We start from the raw sequence: 19,910 nt of genomic DNA, 5'->3' as shown, positions 1-19,910 counted from the left end.
GGTGAGCGGTGGCGACGCGGCGGGGCGGCTCGTACGGCCGTTCACGCTGACCGGTGGCAGAACCCGGCCCAGCCGCGCCGATTTCACCCTCATCACCACGGTGACCGCGGTCGAGCCGGTGCCCGCGCGGGCGCCCCGGCCGCAGCCGGAGCAGTCCCGCATCCTGCGGCTGTGCGCCGAGCCGCTGGCGGTGGCGGAGGTCGCGGCTCTTGTCGACCTCCCGGTGAGCGTGGTAGTGATCATGCTCTGCGATCTGCTGGAGGCGGGGCTGATCACGGCCCGTCCGCCGCACCCGGTATCCCGTACCAGCCCGGACATGGACCTGCTGCAGAAAGTGAGGGAGGGCCTTGACCGGCTCTGACACCATCGCTCCGGCACCCGCGCCGCCCGAGACGGTCAAGATCCTGATCGCGGGAGGCTTCGGCGTCGGCAAGACCACCATGGTCGGTTCGGTGAGCGAGATCGCGCCGCTGCGCACCGAGGAACCGCTCACCGCGGCCGGCCTCGCCGTCGACGACCTCGACGGCATCGAGGAGAAACGGGCCACCACGGTGGCCCTGGACTTCGGCCGCATCACCATCGGCCAGGACCTGGTGCTGTACCTGTTCGGCACCCCGGGCCAGCAGCGCTTCTGGTTCATGTGGAACGACCTGGCGCTCGGCGCCCTCGGCGCGGTGGTCCTGATCGACGTCCGCCGCCCGAAGTCCAGCTTCGCGGCCGTCGACTTCTTCGAGCGCCGGGGCATCCCCTTCGTGGTGGGCGTGAACGGCTTCTACGGCGAGCACCCGTATCCGGCGGAGGCGGTCCGCGACGCGCTGGCGCTCCCGGAGGACGTCCGCGTGCTGCTGTGCGACGCGCGGGAACGCGACTCGTGCCGGAACGTACTCATCGCGCTGCTGGACCAGTTGATCGAAGCGGCCATCGAGGACGGCGGGGGCGGCAAGCTCACTCGTCCGCCCCGGTGAGCGGCTCGTCCGAGGGGGCGACGACCCGGGCCGTGAGGTCCGGCTCTGCCATGTCCCGGTCGAAGGGGAACAGGGGCCGCCGGACGCGGTGATGCCCGAGCCGGGTCAGGTCCTGGTCGACCCCGCCCGGAGTGAGGGCCATCTTCCAGTCCGCGGCCATGGCGAAGAGCTCGGGTTCGAGATAGCCGATCTTGACGAGCACGAGATCGGCGGAGCGCGGCTCCAACGCCAGGTCGGTGAAGTCGTGTTCGTGGTGGTACGGCTTCCGGAGCCGGGTGAGGATCACATACACGCTGCCGACCCTGAGGACCGCTTCGGTCTCGGCGTCCCGGTCGCCGTGGCGGATCGAGTGCACGACCCCGGTGAGGGTGAGCGGTCCCGCGTGGCGGTCGTCGACCTCGGCGCCCGCCGTGACGGTGACGGTGGCGCCGACGCCGGCACGCTCCGCGGTGGCTACGGCGGCCGGTCCGGGGAGCGACGCGTAGATGACCGTAGGGCCGTCCTGGTCCTTGAACTCCGGGCGTTCCAGGACCTGTTGGAGGCCCCAGGTGACATCGCCCGCGCCGCCGGCGGTCGGGTTGTCGCCGGTGTCGCTGATGAAGTACGGGCGGGCGGTGGAGGCGAGGGCCTCGTCGAGGCAGTCGGCCAGGGTGCCGGTGGGCGCGACGAACGCGAAGTCGTGCCTTGCTTTCCAGAAGCCGCGGGCCAACTGTTCGGCGCCGGTGGTTACTTGGGCGGCGGACGGTCCCGTGACGACGACTGCGGCGCGGTTGCGGGGCTCGTCGGCCCAGGCGTAGCCGACCCAGATCGCCGCGTCGGTGACTCCGTCGGTTGCTTCTACTTTTTCTACGGCCGCGTAGACGCTCTTCGCTGGTTCGATACGGGTGGAGGTCTGTTCGCCCGCGAGGAGTACCGGGACCGGGATCCAGGCCTTGACCGGGCGGGGGGCGCCGCTCGCCAGGAGGTCTACGAGGTTGCGGGCGGCGCGTTCCTTGGTGTCCATGGCGTCCTCGTGCGGGGCCATGCGGTAGCAGGTGATCAGGTCGGTGGCGTGGACCAGTTCGCGGGAGACGTTGCCGTGGAGGTCCATCGAGGTCGACACGAGGGTTTCCGGGCCGATGGTTTCCCGGATGCGGGTCAGTAGGTGGGCCTCGGCGTCGTCCATGCCCTCCACTGTCATCGCGCCGTGGATGTCGTACCAGAGGCCGTCCAGGGGGCCCAATTCCCTTAGGCGGTCGATGAGTTCGTCGGACAGGGCAGTGAAGGCGGTGGCCGTTACGGTGCCGCCGGGGAGGGCCTTGCCTACGAGGGCGCCTTGCCAGTCTGCGGCTTCCCCGAGCGGGGTGCCGGGGGCGAGGAAGGGGTACCGGGTCAGTACCTCGGGGCCGCGTTGGGGGTGGAAGGCGGGGGCCTCCGTGCGGGCCGGGGAGAAGGTTGAGGATTCGATGCCGAGGCCTGCGATGGCGATTACGGGACGTTGGGAAGGCACAGGTACTCCAAGTCGTGTGTCGTCTGCGGCTTCGTCGTGGCTGGTCGCGCAGTTCCCCGCGCCCCTAAAAGCACAAGTCACCGCGTCTTGTCTGTGACCGTCTGGAGTGCCTGGGCCAGGGCCCGTTGGAGGGCGAACTGACCTGCGCCGACCAGCCCTGCGTCCGCGCCCAGGCTCGCGCGTTCGATGACCAGGTGCTCCGTGACCAAGGGGTGGCAGCCCTCGTACAACTGGCTGCGGACTGCCGCTACGAAGGGTTCCAGGGTGGAGAGGATGCCGCCCAGATACACGGCGTCGGGGTTGAAGAAGTTGACGTTGGCTGCCAGGACTTGGCCGAGATAGCGGCCGGCCTGGCGGACCGCTCGGGTGGCCTCGGGGTGGGCGTCGGTGGCGAGGCGTACGACGTCCTCGGTGGTCGTCACGTCGAGGCCGTGGCCGCGCAGGATGCGGACCAGGGCGGCGCCGGAGGCCACGGTTTCCAGGCAGCCGGTGTTGCCGCAGGAGCAGGGGGTGTCCTGGGCGGCCTCGACGCGGACGTGGGTGATCTCGCCGGCGGCGCCGGTGCCGCCCCGGTAGAGGCGGCCGTCGGCGATGACGCCCGCGCCGATCCCGGTGCCGACCTTGACCATGATCGACTGGCGTCGTTCGGCGGGCTGGACGGTGTGTTCGCCGACGGCCATGCAGTTGGCGTCGTTCTCGACGGCGGCCGGGACCTCGAAGCGGTCGGCGAGCCAGTCGCGGATGGGGAACCTGTTCCAGCCGGGCATCCGGGCGGGCAGCGTGACCATCCCGGAGGCGATGTCGACCGGGCCGGGCAGGCACAGGCCCACGCCTCGCAGCTGCTCCCGCCCGTGCCGCTCGGCGAGTGCCGTGAGCGTCTCGGCGAGGCCTGGGAGCGCGGCCTCCGGGCCCTCCGCCGTAGGGAACGGCACCGTCGACACATCGGTGAGGCCGCCGCCGGGCAGGACGACCCCCACGTGCGCGTGCTTGCCGCCGAGTTCGGCGGCGACCGCGAAGCCGTCGCTTCCGCCGAGTCGCAGCACCTTGCGGGGCCGGCCGCCGGTGGAGGAGCGCGTGCCGTGCTCGGCGACCAGGCCCAGGGACACCAGCTGGCCCACGGCGAGGGAGATCGTCGAGGGCGCGGCGCCGAGCAGTTCGGCGAGTTCGGTGCGGGTGGCGGCCTGCCCGGAGGCGAGGAGTTCGAGGACGTGCTCGGCCAGTGAGGAGACACCGGAGGCGCTCTTCCGGCGGTGCGCACTTTTTTCAGGCATGGAGGAAGTTACTTCCGGATCGGCGATCGTGGCGACGAGCGTAAGCCACCCGAAGGGGCTCCCGGCTTTTTGCAGAACAGCAGAAACAGGCTTTTTACAGCGGCACGCCTGTTTCTTCGACCACAGGGGTCGTTGACTGTCCTCACCCCCGCCTCCGCCCCTCTTTTTCCGAGGAGAGCCATGTCCCCTGTTCCCACGAGACTCCTCGCCGGTGCCTCGCTGACCACGGCCTCGCTGCTGCTCGCGGGCTGTTCCGGGTCGAGCGGTACGTCGTCGTCCGGGTCGCACGACTCGATCAACTACGCGCTGCCGGCGAACTTCACCCCGAACTGGATCCTGCCGATCGGCACCGCCGCCCACCTCAACACCAACAACATCTCCATCGCGAACGCCCTGTGGGAGCCGCTCGTCGCCTACGACGGCTCGACCGGCAGCATGGGCTGGAACAAGAAGGGCTCGGTGGCGACCGCCGCCGACTTCGCGGCCGACAACAAGAGCGTCACGATCACCCTGGGCGAGCGGCACTGGAGCGACGGGAAGCCGATCACCTCGGCCGACGTGAAGTTCTGGTTCGACCTCATCAAGGCGAACAAGTCCCAGTGGGCGGGCTACAACCCGGGCAAGGCACCGGACAACTGGACGTCCTTCAAGACCGTGGACGCCCGTCACTTCACGATCACCTTCGACAAGGCCTACAACCCGCAGTGGATGCTGGCCAACGAGCTGAGCGCCGTCAACCCGCTCCCCCAGCACGTGTGGGACAAGGCCGGGGACGCCAAGCAGGACTGGACGTACCTCAACAACGCGGCCAAGAACATCAACGGCTACGCCACGAACGCCCTCTGGAAGACGGTCAGCGGCCCGTACACCGTCAAGTCGTTCTCCACGGCCGGCAAGGTCGTCCTGGCCGCCAACACGAAGTACGACGGCGGCGAGAAGCCCGGCATCCCCACCGTGAACCTCCTCCCCTTCACGACGGCGGACGCCGAGAAGAACGCGCTGCGCTCCGGGAGCGTCGACTACGGCTACATCGAGGCGACCGACCTCGACCAGAAGGACAGCTTCACCGCGCAGGGCTACACGGTGAAGCCCTGGTCCGGCTGGGCGATCACGTACATGCCGTACAACTTCAACAACCCTGCCATGGGTGCCGTGTTCAAGCAGCTCTACGCCCGGCAGGCCGTGCAGCGGTCGATCGACCAGAGCAGTCTGGCGAAGGTCATCTTCAACGGGACGGCGGTGCCCGGCTACGGGCCGATCCCGCAGGCGCAGAGTTCGTCGTTCCTGTCGGCCACGCAGAGGAGCGACCCGTACCCGTTCTCGACCTCGGCCGCCAAGTCGCTGCTCAGCGGCCATGGTTGGAGCGAGGAGGGTGGGGTCATGACCTGCACCAGTCCGGGCACCGGCTCCGCGCAGTGCGGTGAAGGAGTCGCCAAGGGCACGAAGTTCGAGATGCAGGTGCTGTCGCAGTCCGGGTCGACGGTGACCGACAACATGATGAGCGCGATCCAGTCCTCGCTGGCGAAGACCGGGATCAAGTTCTCCATCAAGACCGCGCCCGTCAACTCGGTGCTGTCGCAGACCCCGCAGTGCACGGCCTCGCAGTCGATCTGCACGTGGCAGCTGTCCTTCTTCGGCACGGCGGGCAGTTGGTACTTCAGCGCCTTCCCGACCGGTGACTCGCTCTTCCAGACGAAGGGCGGCGCGAACTTCGGCAACTACTCCAACACGGACGTCGACGAGCTCATCTCCGCGTCCACGACGTCGAGTTCGACCCAGGCGATCCAGGACTACAGCGCGGCCCTCGCCAAGGACCTGCCGGTGATCTGGCTGCCGGAGCCGGACTACCAGATCTCCGTGGTCAAGAACGGCCTCGGCGGCTTCTCGCAGGACCCGCTCGCCAACTTCCACCCGGCACAGTGGAAGTGGACCAGCTGAGGCATGGACACCCTCCTGTATCTCACCCGGCGGATCGCCCAGGCGCTGGTCGTCGTCATCATCGTGACGGTCGTGGTGTTCGGTCTGCTGCACGCGCTGCCCGGGGGTCCCGCGCGCGGGATCCTCGGCCCGCAGGCCACGCCCCAGCAGATCACGCTGTTCAACCACGACCAGGGGCTCGACCGGCCGCTGCCCGTGCAGTACCTGTACTACCTGCGGCAGTTGCTGCACGGTGACCTCGGCACGTCGTACACCCTGAACGAGGCGGTGTCCCAGCTCATCGAGCAACGGCTGCCGAAAACACTGGTGCTGACCGTGTTGTCGGCCGTTGTCGGGCTGGTGCTGGCCATTCCGCTGGGCATGTGGCAGGCGGTGCGGCGGAACAAGCCGGCCGACTACGTCATCACGACGTTGAGCTTCGTCGCGTACTCGACTCCCGTGTATTTCCTGGGACTTGTGCTGGTGCTGGTGTTCACCCAGGTGCTGCGGTGGTTTCCGTCGCAGGCGCCGCAGGGGGACACGGTGGGTCAGGTCTTCGCGGATCCCGTCGCGTTGGTGCTGCCTGTGGTGACGGGGGCGGCTTCCATGGTTGCCGTGTTCAGCCGGTACATGCGGGCGGCGACGTTGGAGAACCTGTCCGAGGACTACGTCCGTACGGCTCGGGCGGGGGGTTCGCCGCAGCGGGCGATCCTCTTCAAGCACGTGTTCCGGAACTCGCTCACGCCGGTGATCGCGATGCTGGGGTATTACGTGCCGGTGCTGTTCGGGGGTGCGCTGGTTGTTGAGCAGCTCTTCAACTACCCGGGGATGGGGCTGTTGTTCTGGAGTGCGGCTCAGTCGTCGGACTACCCGGTGCTGTTGGGGTGTGTGCTCGTCATTTCCGTGGCGACTGTGGTGGGGACGCTGCTCGCGGATGTCGTGCAGCGGATTGTTGATCCTCGGGTCAAGGGGGGTCTGGCGTGAGTGTTCAAAGTGCCGGCCGGTGGGGGTTGCTCGCGCCCCGCGGCGGAGCCGCAAATCAACACAGCCCCGCGCCCCTAAGAGCGCGCTTCGCGCGCAACAAACTTGCCGTCGCCGGACTTGTAGTGGTTGCCCTCTTTTTTCTGTTCTGCTTCCTCGGGCCGGTTCTCTACTCCACCGATCAGGTTCATACCGATCTCACGCAGGTCAACCTCCCGCCCAACGGCTCTCATTGGCTCGGGACCGATGCCGTCGGGCATGACGAGCTCGGGCGGCTCATGTACGGCGGGAAGGTCTCGTTGCTCGTCGGACTTGCCGCCGGAGTGCTCGCCACCGTCATCGGGACCTTGTGGGGGGCCGTCGCCGGGTATGCGGGCGGGTGGGTCGACGCCGTGATGATGCGGGTCGTGGACGCCGGGATCGCCATACCCGCGCTCTTCATCCTGCTGGTCGTGTCTGCCATCACCACACCCGGTGTGACCGGGCTGATCGTGATTCTGGGGCTGGTGTCCTGGCTGGTGCCTTCGCGGCTGGTGCGGGCGGAGACGTTGACCTTGAAGGGGCGCGACTATGTGCTGACCCTGCGCGCCATCGGCGGTTCCCACAGTCGGGCCGTCACCCGGCACATCCTGCCCAACTCGGTGTCGACGATCGTCGTCGCGGCCACCTTCCAGGTCGCCGACGCGATTCTGCTCGTCGCCTATGTGTCCTATCTGGGGCTGGGAGTTCAGCCGCCGTCGACCGACTGGGGCGGGATGTTGTCGGCCGGGCTGACGGCCGCCTACTCGGGACGCTGGTGGCTGATCGTGCCGCCGGGACTCGCGATCATCCTCGTCGTGTGCGCGTTCAACGCGATCGGCGACGGGCTGCGCGACGCCTTCGACGTGAGGGGACGGGGATGAACAGCATCCTGGAGATCGAGAATCTGGGCGTCACCTTCTCCACCGAGAGCGGTGATGTGCCCGCCGTGCGGGGGGTGTCCTTGCGGGTCGCGCCCGGCGAGACCCTCGCCCTCGTCGGTGAGTCCGGGTCCGGGAAGTCGACCGTGGCGCTCGCCGCCCTTGGGCTGCTGCCCGGCAACGCCCGTGCGTCCGGGGGTGTTTCGGTCGGCGGAACGGATGTCGTGGGCGCCGGTGAGGCCGAACTCGCGCGGCTGCGGGGGTGTACGGCTTCGATGGTGTTCCAGGAACCGGCCACCGCTCTTGATCCGCTGACCCGAATCGGCAAGCAGATAGCGGAAGTTGTACGGAATCACCGGGACGTCTCCCGGCGGGAGGCCGCTGCGGAGGCGGTTGAACTGCTGCGCCGGGTCGGGATTCCCGAACCTGAGCGGCGGGCTTCCGCCTTTCCGTTCCAGTTGTCGGGTGGGCAGCGGCAGCGGGTCGTCATCGCCATGGCCATCGCCAACTCGCCCGGATTGCTGGTGGCGGACGAGCCGACCACCGCGCTCGATGTCACCGTGCAGGCCGAGATCCTCGATCTGCTGCGGGCGTTGGCCGCCGACTCCGGGACGGGCGTGCTGCTGGTCACGCACAACATGGGCGTCGTCGCCGACTTCGCCGACCGGGTCGCCGTGATGCTGGAGGGGGAGGTCGTGGAGACGGGGGCGGTGGAGGAGGTGCTGTTGCGGCCCACGCACGAGTACACACGGCGGTTGTTGGCCGCTGTGCCCCGGCTCGCCGTGACCGGGGGCGAGGGCGTCGAACGCGAGGAGGCCGAGGGGGCGCCCGTGGTCGAACTCCGGGGTGTGAGTGTGCGGTTCGGGCGAGGGCCTCGCGCCGTGCGGGCTCTGGAGGATGTGTCGCTGACCGTGCGGGCCGGGGAGACCGTGGGGCTCGTCGGTGAGTCCGGGTCCGGGAAGTCGACCGCCGCGCGGGTGGCGCTGGGGTTGGTCGCGCCGGAGTCGGGGGGCGTCTCGCTCTTCGGGACCGATCTGCGCAAGGCGCGGGGGCGGGCCCGGCGGGCCCTGCTGGCCGGAGTCGGTGTGGTGCTGCAGGATCCGGTGGCCTCGTTGGACGCGCGGATGAGTGTCGCGGAGTGTGTGGCCGAGCCGTTGCGGGTGCACCGGCGTGGCATGGGGGCCGCCGAGCGGCGGGAGCGGGTCGCCGAGGTGCTCGAACTGGTGCGGCTGCCACGGGAGTTGGCGCGGCGCGGGCCGCGTGAGCTGTCCGGCGGGCAGCGGCAGCGGGTGAGTCTCGCGCGGGCGCTGGTGCTCGAACCCCGGCTGCTGGTCGCCGACGAGCCGACGAGCGCGCTGGACGTGAGTGTGCAGCGGACCGTGCTGGAAGTCATCGCCGAGTTGCAGGCGGAGCTCGGGTTCGCGTGTCTCTTCGTGTCGCACGACCTCGCCGTGGTGCAGCGGTTCGCGGGGCGCGTCGTCGTGATGCGGGGCGGGCGGGTCGAGGAACAGGGGCCGACCATGCGCACGTTGCTGCGTCCGGAGACCGGGTACACGCGCCGGCTCATCGCCGCCGTACCCGTGCCCGATCCGGTGCTCCAGCGTCAACGGCGAGAGCGCCGGGTGGCGTTGGGGACGGAGGCCGGCGCGTGAGCGACTCCCCCCAGGTGATCGTCGGCGTCGACATCGGCGGGACGACCACCCAGGTCGTGCTGTGCACGCCCGGACTCGACGTCCTGGACCGGGCGGAGCTGCCGACCCCGGCGAGCGAGGGCGGGGCCGCGATGCTCGACGCCGCGCTCTCGGCGCTACGGCTGCTGCGGGAGCGTACGCCCGCCCGGTTGCTCGGGGTCGGGGTCGGCGCGGCCGGGCTCGTGGACGCGCGGGCCGGGCGGATCCTCGTGGCGAGCGACTCCTTTCGCGGCTGGGCCGGGTTCGAGGTGACGGCGGCCGTCGAACAGGCCCTGGGCGTACCGGCGTTCCTCGACAACGACGTCAACGCGTTCCTGCGCGGCGAGGTGGCGCGCGGCGCCGCGGTGGGCGAGGAGAACGTGCTCGGGATGACGCTCGGCACCGGGGTGGGCGGCGCGCTGTGGCTGAAAGGCGCCCTGCACGAGGGCCCGCACGGTGCCGCGGGCGAGATCGGCCATGTCCCGGGGTTCGGCGAGCTGCCGTGCACGTGTGGGGGGCGGGGGCATCTGGAGACGCTGGCGTCGGGGCGTTCCCTCTCGGCGCGGTACGGGGAGCGGACGGGCGTGGACCGCACCGCCCTCGCGATCGCCGGGGCGGCCCACCGGGGCGACCCGGACGCGCTCGCCGTGTACGAGGCCGCGGGGCGCGGTGTCGCCCGTGCGCTGCTGATCACGGCGGGGTTGCTGGATGTCACGACGTGTGTGCTCGGCGGGGGTGTCAGCCGGTCGTGGGATCTGCTCGGACCGGCCGTCCGGGAGACGCTGGCGCTGGAGCCACCGGTCGGCGGTCACCGGATACGGGTGCTTCCGGCACGGCTGGGCGGGGACGCGGTGGCGATCGGCGCGGCGGCGCAGGCGCGGAAGGAACTGCTGATCCACACAGGAGGCCCTCAGCAGACGCTTACGTGAACGGCGAGAACCGGCCAAGCACGACCGTGTGATTGACGCCCACGCGCCCCATCCCTACCTTCTGATCGACTTACCGAACCTCGTTCGTGATGTCGAACGAACGGGATCAATGGGCCGCTCGTCACTTACGGAGAACACATGGCCGTCCCTCCCCTCCCCCACCCCTCCCGCCGTCTCTTCCTCGGCATGGCCGCGACCGTCCCCCTCGCGGCCACCGGCGCCCTCACCCTCGGCGCCGGCAGCGCGCGGGCCGCCACCGACTCGGCCTATGTCATGTGCTACTTCACCGAGTCGCCGACCTTCCTGGGCGCCAACTACGGTCTGCACCTGGCCGTCAGCCCCGACGGTCTGCAGTGGACCCCGCTCAACCAGAACGCGCCCGTCGCCACCCCGACCGCGGGCTCCCTCGGCCTGCGCGACCCGTTCGTCCTGCGCAAGCAGGACGGCACGTTCGTGGTCCTCGCCACCGACCTCAACGGCACCGACTGGTCGTACGTCAGCCAGTACATCCACGTCTGGGACTCCCCCGACCTGCGCACCTTCACCGGCTACCGGCGGATGAAGGTGCACAGCCTGGACACGCACGCCTGGGCGCCGGAGTCGTTCTGGGACGCGGGGCGGGGTCAGTACGGGGTGATCTACTCGGCCGTGAACGACAGCGGCCACAACGTCATCATGGTCAACTACACCAGCGACTTCGTGACCGCCGGTGATCCGCAGGTGTTCTTCGACCCGGGTTACGACGTCATCGACGGCGACCTCGCGGTGGGCGTGAACGGCGTCAACTACCTCTACTTCAAGAAGAATTCGACGCTGGTCGGCGCCAGGTCCACCTCGCTGGACCCGGGCAGCTTCACCGAGTTCAGCACCGCGGTCTCGCACAACGGCACCGAGGCACCGACCTTGGTCAAGTCCCTCACGTCCAGCGGGACTTGGTACCTCTGGGGTGACACCTGGGACCCCAACGGCGTCTTCTACGCCTGGCAGACCAGCAGCCTCGCCGCCGGCACCTGGACGGCCGTCGACCAGAAGCTCTACACGCAGCCCCTCAACTCCAAGCACTGCGGCATCCAGCCCATCACCGCGGCCGAGTACACCAACCTGATCGCCAAGTGGGGCACGCCCGCCTGGAACCGGCTCAAGTCCTACAACTACCCGGCCCGTTACGTCCGGCACTCCAACTTCGTCGGCCGCATCGACGAGTACGCCTTCGACCCGTACCCCGACTCCCAGTGGACGCTGGTGCCGGGCCTCGCGGACTCGACCGGGGTGTCCTTCCAGTCGGTCAACTATCCGACCAGATATCTGCGGCACTACGACTACGCGCTCCAGCTCGACGTGAACGACGGCACGTCGACGTTCGCCGCGGACGCGACGTTCTACCGGACGGCGGGGCTGGCGGACTCCTCCTGGGCGTCCTTCCGGTCCTACAACAACCCGACCCGGTACATCCGGCACTCCAACTACGTGCTGCGCATCGACCCGGTCTCGACGGCCACGGACCAGCAGGACGCGACGTTCCACGTCGGTTACTGAGCCCCCGCGGGCACGTCGGCGCGGGTGCCTCCCGGAGAAACGGAGGCACCCGCGCCGACGCCGGAGAGGTCAGCTCAGGCCGGCCGTCTTCAGCCAGGCCTTCGCCACGTCCAGCGGGTCCTTGTTCTGCGACTGGACCTGCGTGTCGAGGTCCAGCAGGGTCGCCGTGTCGAGCTTCGCGGAGACCGCGTTGAGGGCGGCCACACCGGCCGCGGAGAGGCCGCTCTTGTAGACGAGGGGCTGCACGTTCTCGAAGCCGAAGAGCCTCTTCGGGTCCTGGAGCGTGACGTGCTTCTCCTTGACGATGGTCGGATCCGTGCTGAAGAGGTCGGCCGCCTGCACGGTGTTCTTCTGCAGCGCGGCGGCCGTCAGCGGACCGCCCGCGTCCAGCGCCTTGAAGGACTTGAACTCCAGGCCGTAGACGGACTTCAGGCCCACCAGGCCCTGCTGCCGGGTCTGGAACTCCGGCGAGGCGCCGATGACCAGGTCCTTGGCGACGGCCTTGAGGTCCGCGATGCTGGAGTCGGACGTGAGGTTGTACTTCTTCGCGGTCTCCGCGTTGAGCGTGACCGTGTCCTTGTCCTCCGCGGCGGCCGGGTCCAGCAGCGTCAGCTTGGAGTCCAGCTTGGCGTTGATCGCCGCCGTGGTCGCGGCGAGGGTCGCCGGGGTGGCCTTCGGGTCGAGGTAGGCCAGCAGCGCGCCGTTGTACTCGGGCAGCACGGTGATGGTGCCGTTCTTGAGCAGGCCGTACGTCGTCTCACGGCTGCCGATGTTCGGCTTGTAAGTGACCTTGACGCCCTTGGCCTTGAGCGCCTCGCCGTAGATGTCGGCGATCAGGATGCTCTCGGCGAAGTTGTTCGAGCCGACGACAACCGTGTCACCGCTGGCCTTGTCGCCCGAGAGGGGGTTGTCGGACTTGCTGTCGGAGGACGACCCACATCCCGTGACAAGCGCAGCCGTGGCGGCGAGGGCGACGACCGCCGCGCCGGGGTACCTAGTGCTGGACCAGCTGTTCTTCGCTTTAGAAGTCACAATTCCCGTTCCGGGCTCGGATGTTGGCACAGGCATGGCTGTGGCGAACACGCGTGGGGCGTGAACGCCGCACTCCGCTGATCCAATCCAGCCGGTTCTCGGTCAGTCAAGAGAAGTCCGGTCACCGATTGGCCTCAATCAGTGCCCAGTTGTGAAGGCACCGTAAACAGACCGGTCACGAACGCGGGCGCTTTGTAATTGATTCTTGACGTAGGGCGACGTACTTGATCGATCGAAGAGGCGGTAGTCTCCCCGGAGTTGGCGTCGGTCACAGCGGTGTGCGGGGGCCGCTTCGATCAAAAGCAGTCACGTGTGTCGCTGCGCGTACCGTGACAACACCCCACGAAGGAGGCCTGGTGTCCATACGGGGCTTCGCAGACCGTTGGCCCTTCAGGCGCAAGCTCAATCTGCTCGTCGGCGTGCCGCTCGCGGTGGTCGCGGTGCTGCTGGCGTATCTCATCTCCGATGAGGTCGGGCAGTCGACGGACGCGAGCGACGCGGCTCAACTGGTGCGTGACAGCCGGCAGGTCGCCGAGCTGGTGAACCTCGTCGAGGCGGAGCACCAGCAGGCCATCCTGCTCTCCGTCCGCTTCGAGGCCACCAGCGACGGCGGCACGCCCTCGCAGAGCGCCTACCGCAAGGCCCAGTCGGCCGTCGACAAGCAGGTCGAGAAGGTGCGCGACACCTTCGGCGACCGGCTGCCGCCCAGCGAGGCCCAGGCGTTGAAAGAGGTCAACGGCCTGGAGACGCTGCGCGACACCGTCGAGCAGAGCTATCTGCCCGCCGACAACATCGACCCGGCGTACACCAGCGCCTCCGACGGTCTGATCGACGGGCTCGACCTGGAGCACAACGCGAACCTCGCCACCACCTTCACCGGTAACCTGCTGGATTCCGTGCTGCGGGCCGACGCCGCCCACAGCTCGTTCGAGACCAGCGTGTTCTCGGCGACGACCGGCGACAGCAACGCGCTCATCGAGTTCAACAACGCGGTCGGCTCCTACGACCTCTACACCTACCAGGCCGCCCGGTTCGCCCGGTTCGCCACCGAGATCCAGGCCGACCAGCTCTCCGGGATCGAGCACACCCCGGCGCAGCGGCTGATCGCCGAGGCGTACGCGGAGCTGCAGATCGACCCCAGCGGGCTCCAGGCCGAGTCGCCCGGCGCCGTCCGCAAGGCCTTCTCGGACGCCATGAGCGACTACCCCTCCTACCCGCAGCAGGCCGCGAGCCGACTGAAGATCACCGGCTCGCTCATCGACCAGATCGCCGCCCGCGCCGACAGCGCGTCCTCCTCCGCCTCCTGGCGCGCCGGACTGCTGCTGAGCCTCTCGCTGCTGGGCTTCGCGCTGTGGCTCGTCTTCGTGGTGATCGTGCGCCGCTCGGTGGTCCGCCCGGTGCAGGCCCTGACCGGTGCCGCGAAGCAGGTCGCCGAGGTCGCGGGCCGTGAACTCGCCCGTGTGGCCGACGACGACGCCGAGGACGACGGGCCGCCGATGCTGCGGGACATGCCCGTCACCGCGAACGACGAGATCGGTGACCTCGCCGAGGCCTTCAACCATGTGCAGACCACGGCCGCCGCACTGCTGGCCCGCCAGGTGGTCAGCCGGCGCAACGTCGCCGAGATGTTCGGCAACGTCGGCCGCCGCGTCAGCAACCTGACGACCCGTCAACTCGCCCTGATCGACGCGGTGGAGCGCGGCGAGACGGACCCGGCACTCCTGGAACGCCTCTACTCCATCGACCACATCGCCGTCCGCCTGCGCCGCAACGCGGACAGTCTGATGCTGCTCGCCGGCATCCGCGAGACGGTGATGGACGGCGGACCCACCGAACTCACCAACGTCGTACGGGCCGCGCTGGGCCAGATCGAGGGCTTCCAGCGGGTGAGCCTGCGGGCCGACACCGAGGTCATGGTGGAGCCCGACATCATCGGCGACCTCACGCTGATGGTGGCCGAACTCCTGGAGAACGCGGTCTCGTTCTCGCCCGCGGGCAGCCCCGTCGAGGTGGTCGTACGGACCGACGGCGACGACGCGCTGATCGTGGTCGCCGACCACGGACTCGGGATGAGCGCCGAGCGCATCGCCGAGGAGAACGCCCGGCTGGTCCACCGCGAGCGCCTCGACCTGGTGCCGACGAAGGTGCTGGGCCTGTTCGTGGTCGGTATGCTCGCCCGCCGCTGGGACATCGACGTCACGCTGGCCCGTACGCCGGGCGGCGGTGTGACGGCGGAGGTGACGATCCCCGCGTCGCTGCTGCTGCGCATGAGCGCGCTGGCCTCCGGCGGTTCGGCCGGGGGATCCGCGGACCCGGGGTCGAGCAGGGCACTGGCATCCGCCGCCGCGGGCCCGGGTTCCGCGGGCTCCGCCCCCGACCACCGTCCGGCTCCCTCCTGGGCCACCGCGGACTTCGCGACCGACTACGGCGGGTCGGCCGCACCCGCGGGCCACGACGCCGACCCCGTGCGGCCGGCGCACGCCGTCGAGGCCGCCGCGGTGCGCGACTCCCGCTTCGCCGACTCCGGCCCCCGGCCCTCCGTCGCCGTCGAACCCGTGCAGGAGCACACCCTGGCCGACGAGCCCGCCCCGCTTCCCCGCCGGGTCTCCCGGTACGAGACGGCGCCGGCAGCCGCCGTAGCGGCCCCGCCCGTCACCCACCACGCCTTGGCGGACGAGTCCGCCACCGCCCCTGACGACGCCGCCGGAGGCTCCCGCCCCCTGCGCCGCCGGGTCAAGGGTGCCACCCTACGTACGGGCGCCGATGTCGCCGCCCAGCAAGCCGCCAGGCAGGCCCCCCGGCCCGCCGACGCGGACGCCGTCCGCTCGGCCCTCGAAGAGTTCGAGGCCGCCGTGGAGCAAGCGCACCGGGACAGCGACACTCTCGCCGGCCTGCGCGCCGCCGACGCGGATCACCCGCACGACCAGAACCATCTCCCGAAAGGAGCGGAGCAGTGAGTACGTCGACAGGTGACACTCCCAGGGGAGGCACCACGCCGGCCGAACTGCAGGCAGCCGCGGCCGATTTCAACTGGCTGCTCAACCGTTTCGCGACGGAGACCGCAGGTGTCGTCGACGCCATCGCGGTGTCCTCCGACGGTCTGCTGATCGCCGTGGCCGAACTGCGTGAGCACGCCCACTCCGAACGCCTCGGGGCCATCGTCTCCGGCATCACCAGCCTGGCCGCCGGAGCCTCGGGCAACTACGGTCTCGGCGGCCTGAACAAGGTCATCATCGATCTGGAGGGCGGCCACGTCCTCGTCTCCGCGATCGGCAGCGGTGCCGTCCTCGGCGTCGTCACCGACAAGGAGGCCAAGCTCGGCAACATCGCCTACGAGATGACGCTGTTCGCCAACCGTGCCGGTTCCGCGCTCAACCCCCAGCTGGTGCTCCAGCTGAAGAACAGCGTCGGCGCCGCTTCGGCTCGGTGACCGGTCCCCGACCGGTCGAGAGAGGAACAGCCACTCATGCCCGACGGCCGCACTCCGAGCGGTGCCGGCGCGGACGGGGACACACCCCCGGGTCGCGATCCGGTGCGCCCGCCTTCCGCCGTACGGCCGTTCCTGGTCACCGCCGGCCGGGTGGCGGGCGCCGGAGCGGCCGCCTCCGGACGGCCGATCCCGGTCGAGACCCAGGTGGTGGCCACCGCCGCCGGGCTCAGCGTGCTCGACCGGCTCTCCTTCGAGCAGCACGACATCGTCGCCGCCTGCCGGCAGCCGCAGTCCCTCGCGGAGATCGCGGCCCGGCTGCGGCTGCACCTGAACGTGGTGCGGGTCCTCGCCGAGGATCTGCGCGCCGCCGGGCAGTTGACGGTGCACGTGCCGAACACCGACATCACCCATGACGCAACCGTCCTGCGAAGGGTCATCGATGGCCTCCGCGCCATCCCCAACTCCCGGGGAGTACTCCGTGACACCGACTGAACCGGTCGCCCGCGGTGCGGCTGCGCAGACCGCCGTACGACCGCCGCTTCCGGTGAAGATGGTCGTCGCGGGCGGCTTCGGCGTGGGCAAGACCACCACCGTGGGCGCGATCTCCGAGATCGAGCCGCTCACCACCGAGGCCGCCATCACCGAGGTCGCGGCGGGCGTGGACGACCTGTCCCACACCCCGCGCAAGACCACGACCACGGTCGCGATGGACTTCGGCTGCATCACCATCGACCCCACGCTGAAGCTCTATCTGTTCGGTACGCCCGGACAGGACCGGTTCGGCTTCATGTGGGACGACATCGTGGAGGGCGCGGTCGGCGGTCTCGTCATCGTCGACACCCGCCGGCTCGACGACTGCTACGCGGCCGTCGACTACTTCGAGCACAAGCAGATCCCGTTCGCGGTCGCCCTGAACGCCTTCGACGGCAAGATCGAGCACTCCCTCGACGAGGTCCGCTGGGCGCTCGACGTCAACGAGCGGGTCCCGGTCATCGCCTTCGACGCGCGGGAGCGCGGCTCGGTGCGGGACGCGCTGCTGGTCGTACTGGAGTTGGCGCTGGCGCGCACGGAGAACTGAGAACGAGAAAAGAGGGGGGAGGGCTCGGGCCCTCCCCCCTCTTTTCTCGTTCACCGGGGCTCAGTTGCTCCTGCGGACCCCCGGCGACACCGCCAGCCGCGCGACGCCCCAGAAGACGCCCAGCGTCACGAGGGCCATGCCGGCGACCAGGGTGGCGCCGCCGACGACCTTCTCGTAGTTCTTCTGGTAGAGGCCGTCGATGATGTACCGGCCGAGGCCGCCGAGGCTGACGTAGGCCGCGATGGTGGCCGTGGAGACGATCTGGATGGCCGCCGAACGCAGGCCGCTGAGGATCAGCGGGAGCGCGACCGGGAGTTCCACCTGGAAGAGGACGCTCGCCTCGTTCATGCCCATGCCGCGGGCCGCGTCGACCGGGGACGGGTCGACGGAGCGCATCGCCTCGTACGTGGTGACCAGGATCGGCGGTACGGCGAGGACGACCAGCGGGATCATCACCGGGACCAGGCCGAAGCCGATCAGCACGAACATCAGCACCAGCAGACCGAAGCTGGGCAGGGCGCGGGCGGCGGTGGCGATGAGCGAGAGGGTGTTGCCGCCGCGTCCGGTGTGGCCCGTCAGCAGGCCGACGGGGAGGCCGATGGCGGTGGCGATGGCGAGCGCGATCAGTGAGTACCGGATGTGCTCGACGAGACGGGTGGGGATGCCGTCGTAGCCGTGCCAGTGGGTGCTGTCGCTGAAGAAGGAGTTGATGTAGTGGAGTACGTTCACCGGGCTGCGTCCTCCAGTACGGGTTCGGCCGGTTCCGGCCGGTCCTCGGCGGGGCGGGCCTTGCGGGTGCCGCGCGGCATCCAGGGCGTGAGGAGCAGGCGTACGCCGACCAGGACGGCGTCCACGACGATGGCGAGGACGGCCGTGGTGATCACCGACAGCCAGATCAGGCGGGGTTGGTGGTAGATCTGGCCGTCGTTGAGCAGGTTGCCGAGCGCGCCCTGGTTGCCGATCAGCATGCCGACGCTGACGAGGGAGATGCTGGAGACGGTCGCCACCCGCAGGCCCGCGATGATCGCGGGCACGGCGATCGGCAACTGCACCTGGAGATACCGGCGGACGGGCCCGAGGCCCATCGCGGTGGCCGCGTCCAGGGTCTCCTGGGGGACCGAGCGGACGCCGTCCACGATCGCCGGGACGAACACCACGAGGCTGTAGACGCCGAGCGGGATCATCACGGTGGTCTCGGTCTGGCCGGTGTAGTCGATGAGGACGACGAAGAAGGCCAGCGAGGGAATCGCGTAGAGCACGGTCGTCACCCACAGCACCGGCGGGTACAACCAGCGCAGCCGCACGCAGAGTTGGGCGATGGGCAGCGCGACCACCAGCCCGACGAGGACCGGGATCACGGCCTCGCGCAGATGCAGGCCGATCAGACCGAGGTAGCTGTTCTGGAGGTCGCTGGGGATGCGGAACCAGTCGTTCATCCGAGGACCTTCGTGCCGCCGCGACCCGCCGCGTGCGCCCTGCGGATCGCCTCGCCCACAGCACCCTGCGAGACGACGCCGACCACGCGGCCGGTGCCGTCCACGCCGACCGCCCACCCGGTGGGCGAGAGCACCGCGCCGTCGAGCGCGGCCCGCAGCGAGTCCTTGCCGGCCTCGAACGGGCGGCCGTACGCGAGGAGTCGGGTGCGGTCGACGGCGCCGACGGTGAGGGCGCCGGGTTCGCTCCAGCCCAGCGGCCTGCCGTCCAGGTCGGTGACGAGGAGGTAGGGCACGTCGGGGGTGGTGCGTTCGGCGATCTGCTCGGCGGTGGAGTCGACGGCGACGATGGGGGACGTCTGGAGGTCGAGGCCGGCCGAGGAGAAGAAGGACAGCCGGCGGATGCCGCGGTCGGTACCGAGGAAGTCCTCGACGAAGGCGTCCGCCGGGTCGGACAACAGCTCGGCGGGCGGGGCGAACTGGGCGAGCTTGCCGCCGGTGCGCAGCACCGCGACCATCGTGCCGAGCTTGATGGCCTCGTCGATGTCGTGGGTGACGAAGACGATGGTCTTGCCCAACTCTTCCTGGAGGCGCAGGAGTTCGTCCTGGAGGCCCTTGCGGACGACGGGGTCCACGGCGGAGAACGGCTCGTCCATGAGGAGGACGGGCGGGTCGGCGGCGAGGGCGCGGGCGACGCCGACGCGCTGCTGCTGGCCGCCGGAGAGCTGGTAGGGGTACCGCTTGGCGAGGGCGGAGTCGAGGCCCACCCGCTCCATGAGTTCGGTGGCCCGCGCCCTGGCCTTCTCCTTGCCCCAGCCGAGCATGCGGGGCACGGTCGCGATGTTGTCGACGATCGTGCGGTGCTGGAAGAGTCCGGCGTTCTGGATGACGTAACCCATCGACCGGCGCAGCGTGTTGACCGGCTGCTTGGTGATGTCCGCGCCGTCCAGGGAGATCGTGCCCTCGCTGGGGTCGATCATCCGGTTGATCATGCGCAGGGTGGTCGTCTTGCCGCAGCCCGAGGGGCCGACGAGGACGGTGATCGAGCGGTCCGGTATGTCCAAGGACAGTTGGTCGACCGCCACCGTGCCGTCCGGGTACCGCTTGGTGACTGAATCTATCCGTATCAAAACGCCGAATACCCTTCGGGTTTGGCAGAAACTGCCCGTTCCAGGCCACGGTCGCAGGCCATTGAGGGGTGAGTCTAGACCGATTGTGTTGCGGGAACTTGGCGGGATCCACCGGAACGGGACCGGTCACCGGCGGCCGGAAAGCGCTGT

At 69.6% G+C, this 19,910-nt stretch carries 18 protein-coding genes; 12 read left to right on the top strand and 6 right to left on the bottom strand.

Annotated features, from left to right (window positions below; translation table 11 throughout):
- Nucleotide 1: 1 nt before the first annotated feature.
- Both ACIQBL_RS07300 and ACIQBL_RS07295 read left to right on the top strand, forming a co-directional pair.
- Nucleotides 2-361: a DUF742 domain-containing protein gene (locus ACIQBL_RS07300; protein WP_355914916.1), complete on the top strand. Its 360-nt coding sequence runs from the start codon at nt 2-4 to the stop codon at nt 359-361.
- Nucleotides 348-965, top strand: coding sequence for a GTP-binding protein (locus ACIQBL_RS07295; protein ID WP_401937836.1), 618 nt, complete (start codon nt 348-350; stop codon nt 963-965). Before ACIQBL_RS07300 ends, ACIQBL_RS07295 begins: the two co-directional genes overlap by 14 nt.
- Here the strand turns inward: ACIQBL_RS07295 and ACIQBL_RS07290 are convergent.
- Nucleotides 946-2,454 (bottom strand): M81 family metallopeptidase, encoded by a 1,509-nt coding sequence (locus ACIQBL_RS07290; protein ID WP_401937833.1) that lies wholly within the window; start codon nt 2,452-2,454, stop codon nt 946-948. The two genes, ACIQBL_RS07295 and ACIQBL_RS07290, sit on opposite strands and share 20 nt — an antisense overlap.
- A gap of 77 nt (nt 2,455-2,531) precedes the next feature.
- Nucleotides 2,532-3,725, bottom strand: coding sequence for an ROK family protein (locus ACIQBL_RS07285; RefSeq protein ID WP_401937831.1), 1,194 nt, complete (start codon nt 3,723-3,725; stop codon nt 2,532-2,534).
- Nucleotides 3,726-3,905: 180 nt separating this feature from the next.
- Between ACIQBL_RS07285 and ACIQBL_RS07280 the strand changes: the two genes are divergently transcribed.
- From ACIQBL_RS07280 to ACIQBL_RS07255, 6 genes are all read left to right on the top strand, one after another.
- Entirely contained in the window at nt 3,906-5,663 is a 1,758-nt protein-coding gene (locus tag ACIQBL_RS07280) for a peptide ABC transporter substrate-binding protein (RefSeq protein WP_401937830.1), read from the top strand.
- Nucleotides 5,664-5,666: 3 nt separating this feature from the next.
- Nucleotides 5,667-6,626, top strand: coding sequence for an ABC transporter permease (locus tag ACIQBL_RS07275; RefSeq protein WP_401937828.1), 960 nt, complete (start codon nt 5,667-5,669; stop codon nt 6,624-6,626).
- Between the two features lie 26 nt (nt 6,627-6,652).
- On the top strand, nt 6,653-7,525 hold the full coding sequence (locus ACIQBL_RS07270) for an ABC transporter permease (RefSeq protein ID WP_401938921.1): 873 nt from the start codon (nt 6,653-6,655) through the stop codon (nt 7,523-7,525).
- Entirely contained in the window at nt 7,522-9,174 is a 1,653-nt protein-coding gene (locus ACIQBL_RS07265; protein WP_401937825.1) for a dipeptide ABC transporter ATP-binding protein, read from the top strand. The genes ACIQBL_RS07270 and ACIQBL_RS07265 overlap by 4 nt, the downstream gene beginning before the upstream one ends.
- Nucleotides 9,171-10,121 (top strand): ROK family protein, encoded by a 951-nt coding sequence (locus ACIQBL_RS07260; RefSeq protein ID WP_401937823.1) that lies wholly within the window; start codon nt 9,171-9,173, stop codon nt 10,119-10,121. Before ACIQBL_RS07265 ends, ACIQBL_RS07260 begins: the two co-directional genes overlap by 4 nt.
- A 138-nt stretch (nt 10,122-10,259) precedes the next feature.
- Nucleotides 10,260-11,657 carry a glycoside hydrolase family 43 protein gene (locus ACIQBL_RS07255; protein WP_401937820.1) on the top strand — a complete coding sequence of 466 codons (1,398 nt, stop codon included), beginning with the start codon at nt 10,260-10,262 and terminating at the stop codon, nt 11,655-11,657.
- A 69-nt stretch (nt 11,658-11,726) separates the two neighbouring features.
- On the opposite strand, the gene ACIQBL_RS07250 is transcribed toward ACIQBL_RS07255, so the two are convergent.
- The gene (locus tag ACIQBL_RS07250) at nt 11,727-12,689 is read right to left on the bottom strand and encodes an ABC transporter substrate-binding protein (RefSeq protein ID WP_401937818.1); all 963 of its coding nucleotides are present in this window, start codon (nt 12,687-12,689) and stop codon (nt 11,727-11,729) included.
- 356 nt (nt 12,690-13,045) lie between these two features.
- Between ACIQBL_RS07250 and ACIQBL_RS07245 the strand changes: the two genes are divergently transcribed.
- The 4 genes from ACIQBL_RS07245 to ACIQBL_RS07230 are packed head-to-tail and all read left to right on the top strand — an operon-like array spanning nt 13,046 to nt 17,197.
- Nucleotides 13,046-15,646, top strand: a complete 2,601-nt coding sequence (locus tag ACIQBL_RS07245) for a sensor histidine kinase (RefSeq protein WP_401937817.1) — start codon at nt 13,046-13,048, stop codon at nt 15,644-15,646.
- Nucleotides 15,643-16,119 (top strand): roadblock/LC7 domain-containing protein, encoded by a 477-nt coding sequence (locus tag ACIQBL_RS07240; protein WP_043687703.1) that lies wholly within the window; start codon nt 15,643-15,645, stop codon nt 16,117-16,119. Before ACIQBL_RS07245 ends, ACIQBL_RS07240 begins: the two co-directional genes overlap by 4 nt.
- A gap of 36 nt (nt 16,120-16,155) precedes the next feature.
- Nucleotides 16,156-16,611 carry a DUF742 domain-containing protein gene (locus ACIQBL_RS07235; RefSeq protein WP_401937815.1) on the top strand — a complete coding sequence of 152 codons (456 nt, stop codon included), beginning with the start codon at nt 16,156-16,158 and terminating at the stop codon, nt 16,609-16,611.
- Nucleotides 16,598-17,197 (top strand): GTP-binding protein, encoded by a 600-nt coding sequence (locus ACIQBL_RS07230; RefSeq protein ID WP_401937813.1) that lies wholly within the window; start codon nt 16,598-16,600, stop codon nt 17,195-17,197. The genes ACIQBL_RS07235 and ACIQBL_RS07230 overlap by 14 nt, the downstream gene beginning before the upstream one ends.
- Before the next feature lie 60 nt (nt 17,198-17,257).
- Here the strand turns inward: ACIQBL_RS07230 and ACIQBL_RS07225 are convergent, their stop codons facing one another.
- From ACIQBL_RS07225 to ACIQBL_RS07215, 3 genes are read right to left on the bottom strand one after another with little or no spacing between them, the layout of a single operon-like run.
- Nucleotides 17,258-17,926, bottom strand: a complete 669-nt coding sequence (locus ACIQBL_RS07225; RefSeq protein WP_401937812.1) for an ABC transporter permease — start codon at nt 17,924-17,926, stop codon at nt 17,258-17,260.
- Complete coding sequence (locus ACIQBL_RS07220) at nt 17,923-18,633, bottom strand: ABC transporter permease (RefSeq protein WP_033281458.1); 711 nt, start codon at nt 18,631-18,633, stop codon at nt 17,923-17,925. Before ACIQBL_RS07220 ends, ACIQBL_RS07225 begins: the two co-directional genes overlap by 4 nt.
- Nucleotides 18,630-19,760, bottom strand: a complete 1,131-nt coding sequence (locus ACIQBL_RS07215) for an ABC transporter ATP-binding protein (protein WP_401937809.1) — start codon at nt 19,758-19,760, stop codon at nt 18,630-18,632. Before ACIQBL_RS07215 ends, ACIQBL_RS07220 begins: the two co-directional genes overlap by 4 nt.
- Nucleotides 19,761-19,910: the final 150 nt, after the last annotated feature.

Source organism: Streptomyces sp. NPDC088350 (assembly GCF_044753545.1).
Lineage (GTDB): Bacteria > Actinomycetota > Actinomycetes > Streptomycetales > Streptomycetaceae > Streptomyces.
Note: the sequence above shows the minus strand (reverse complement) of the source record. Positions and strands in the feature narration are given on the sequence as shown.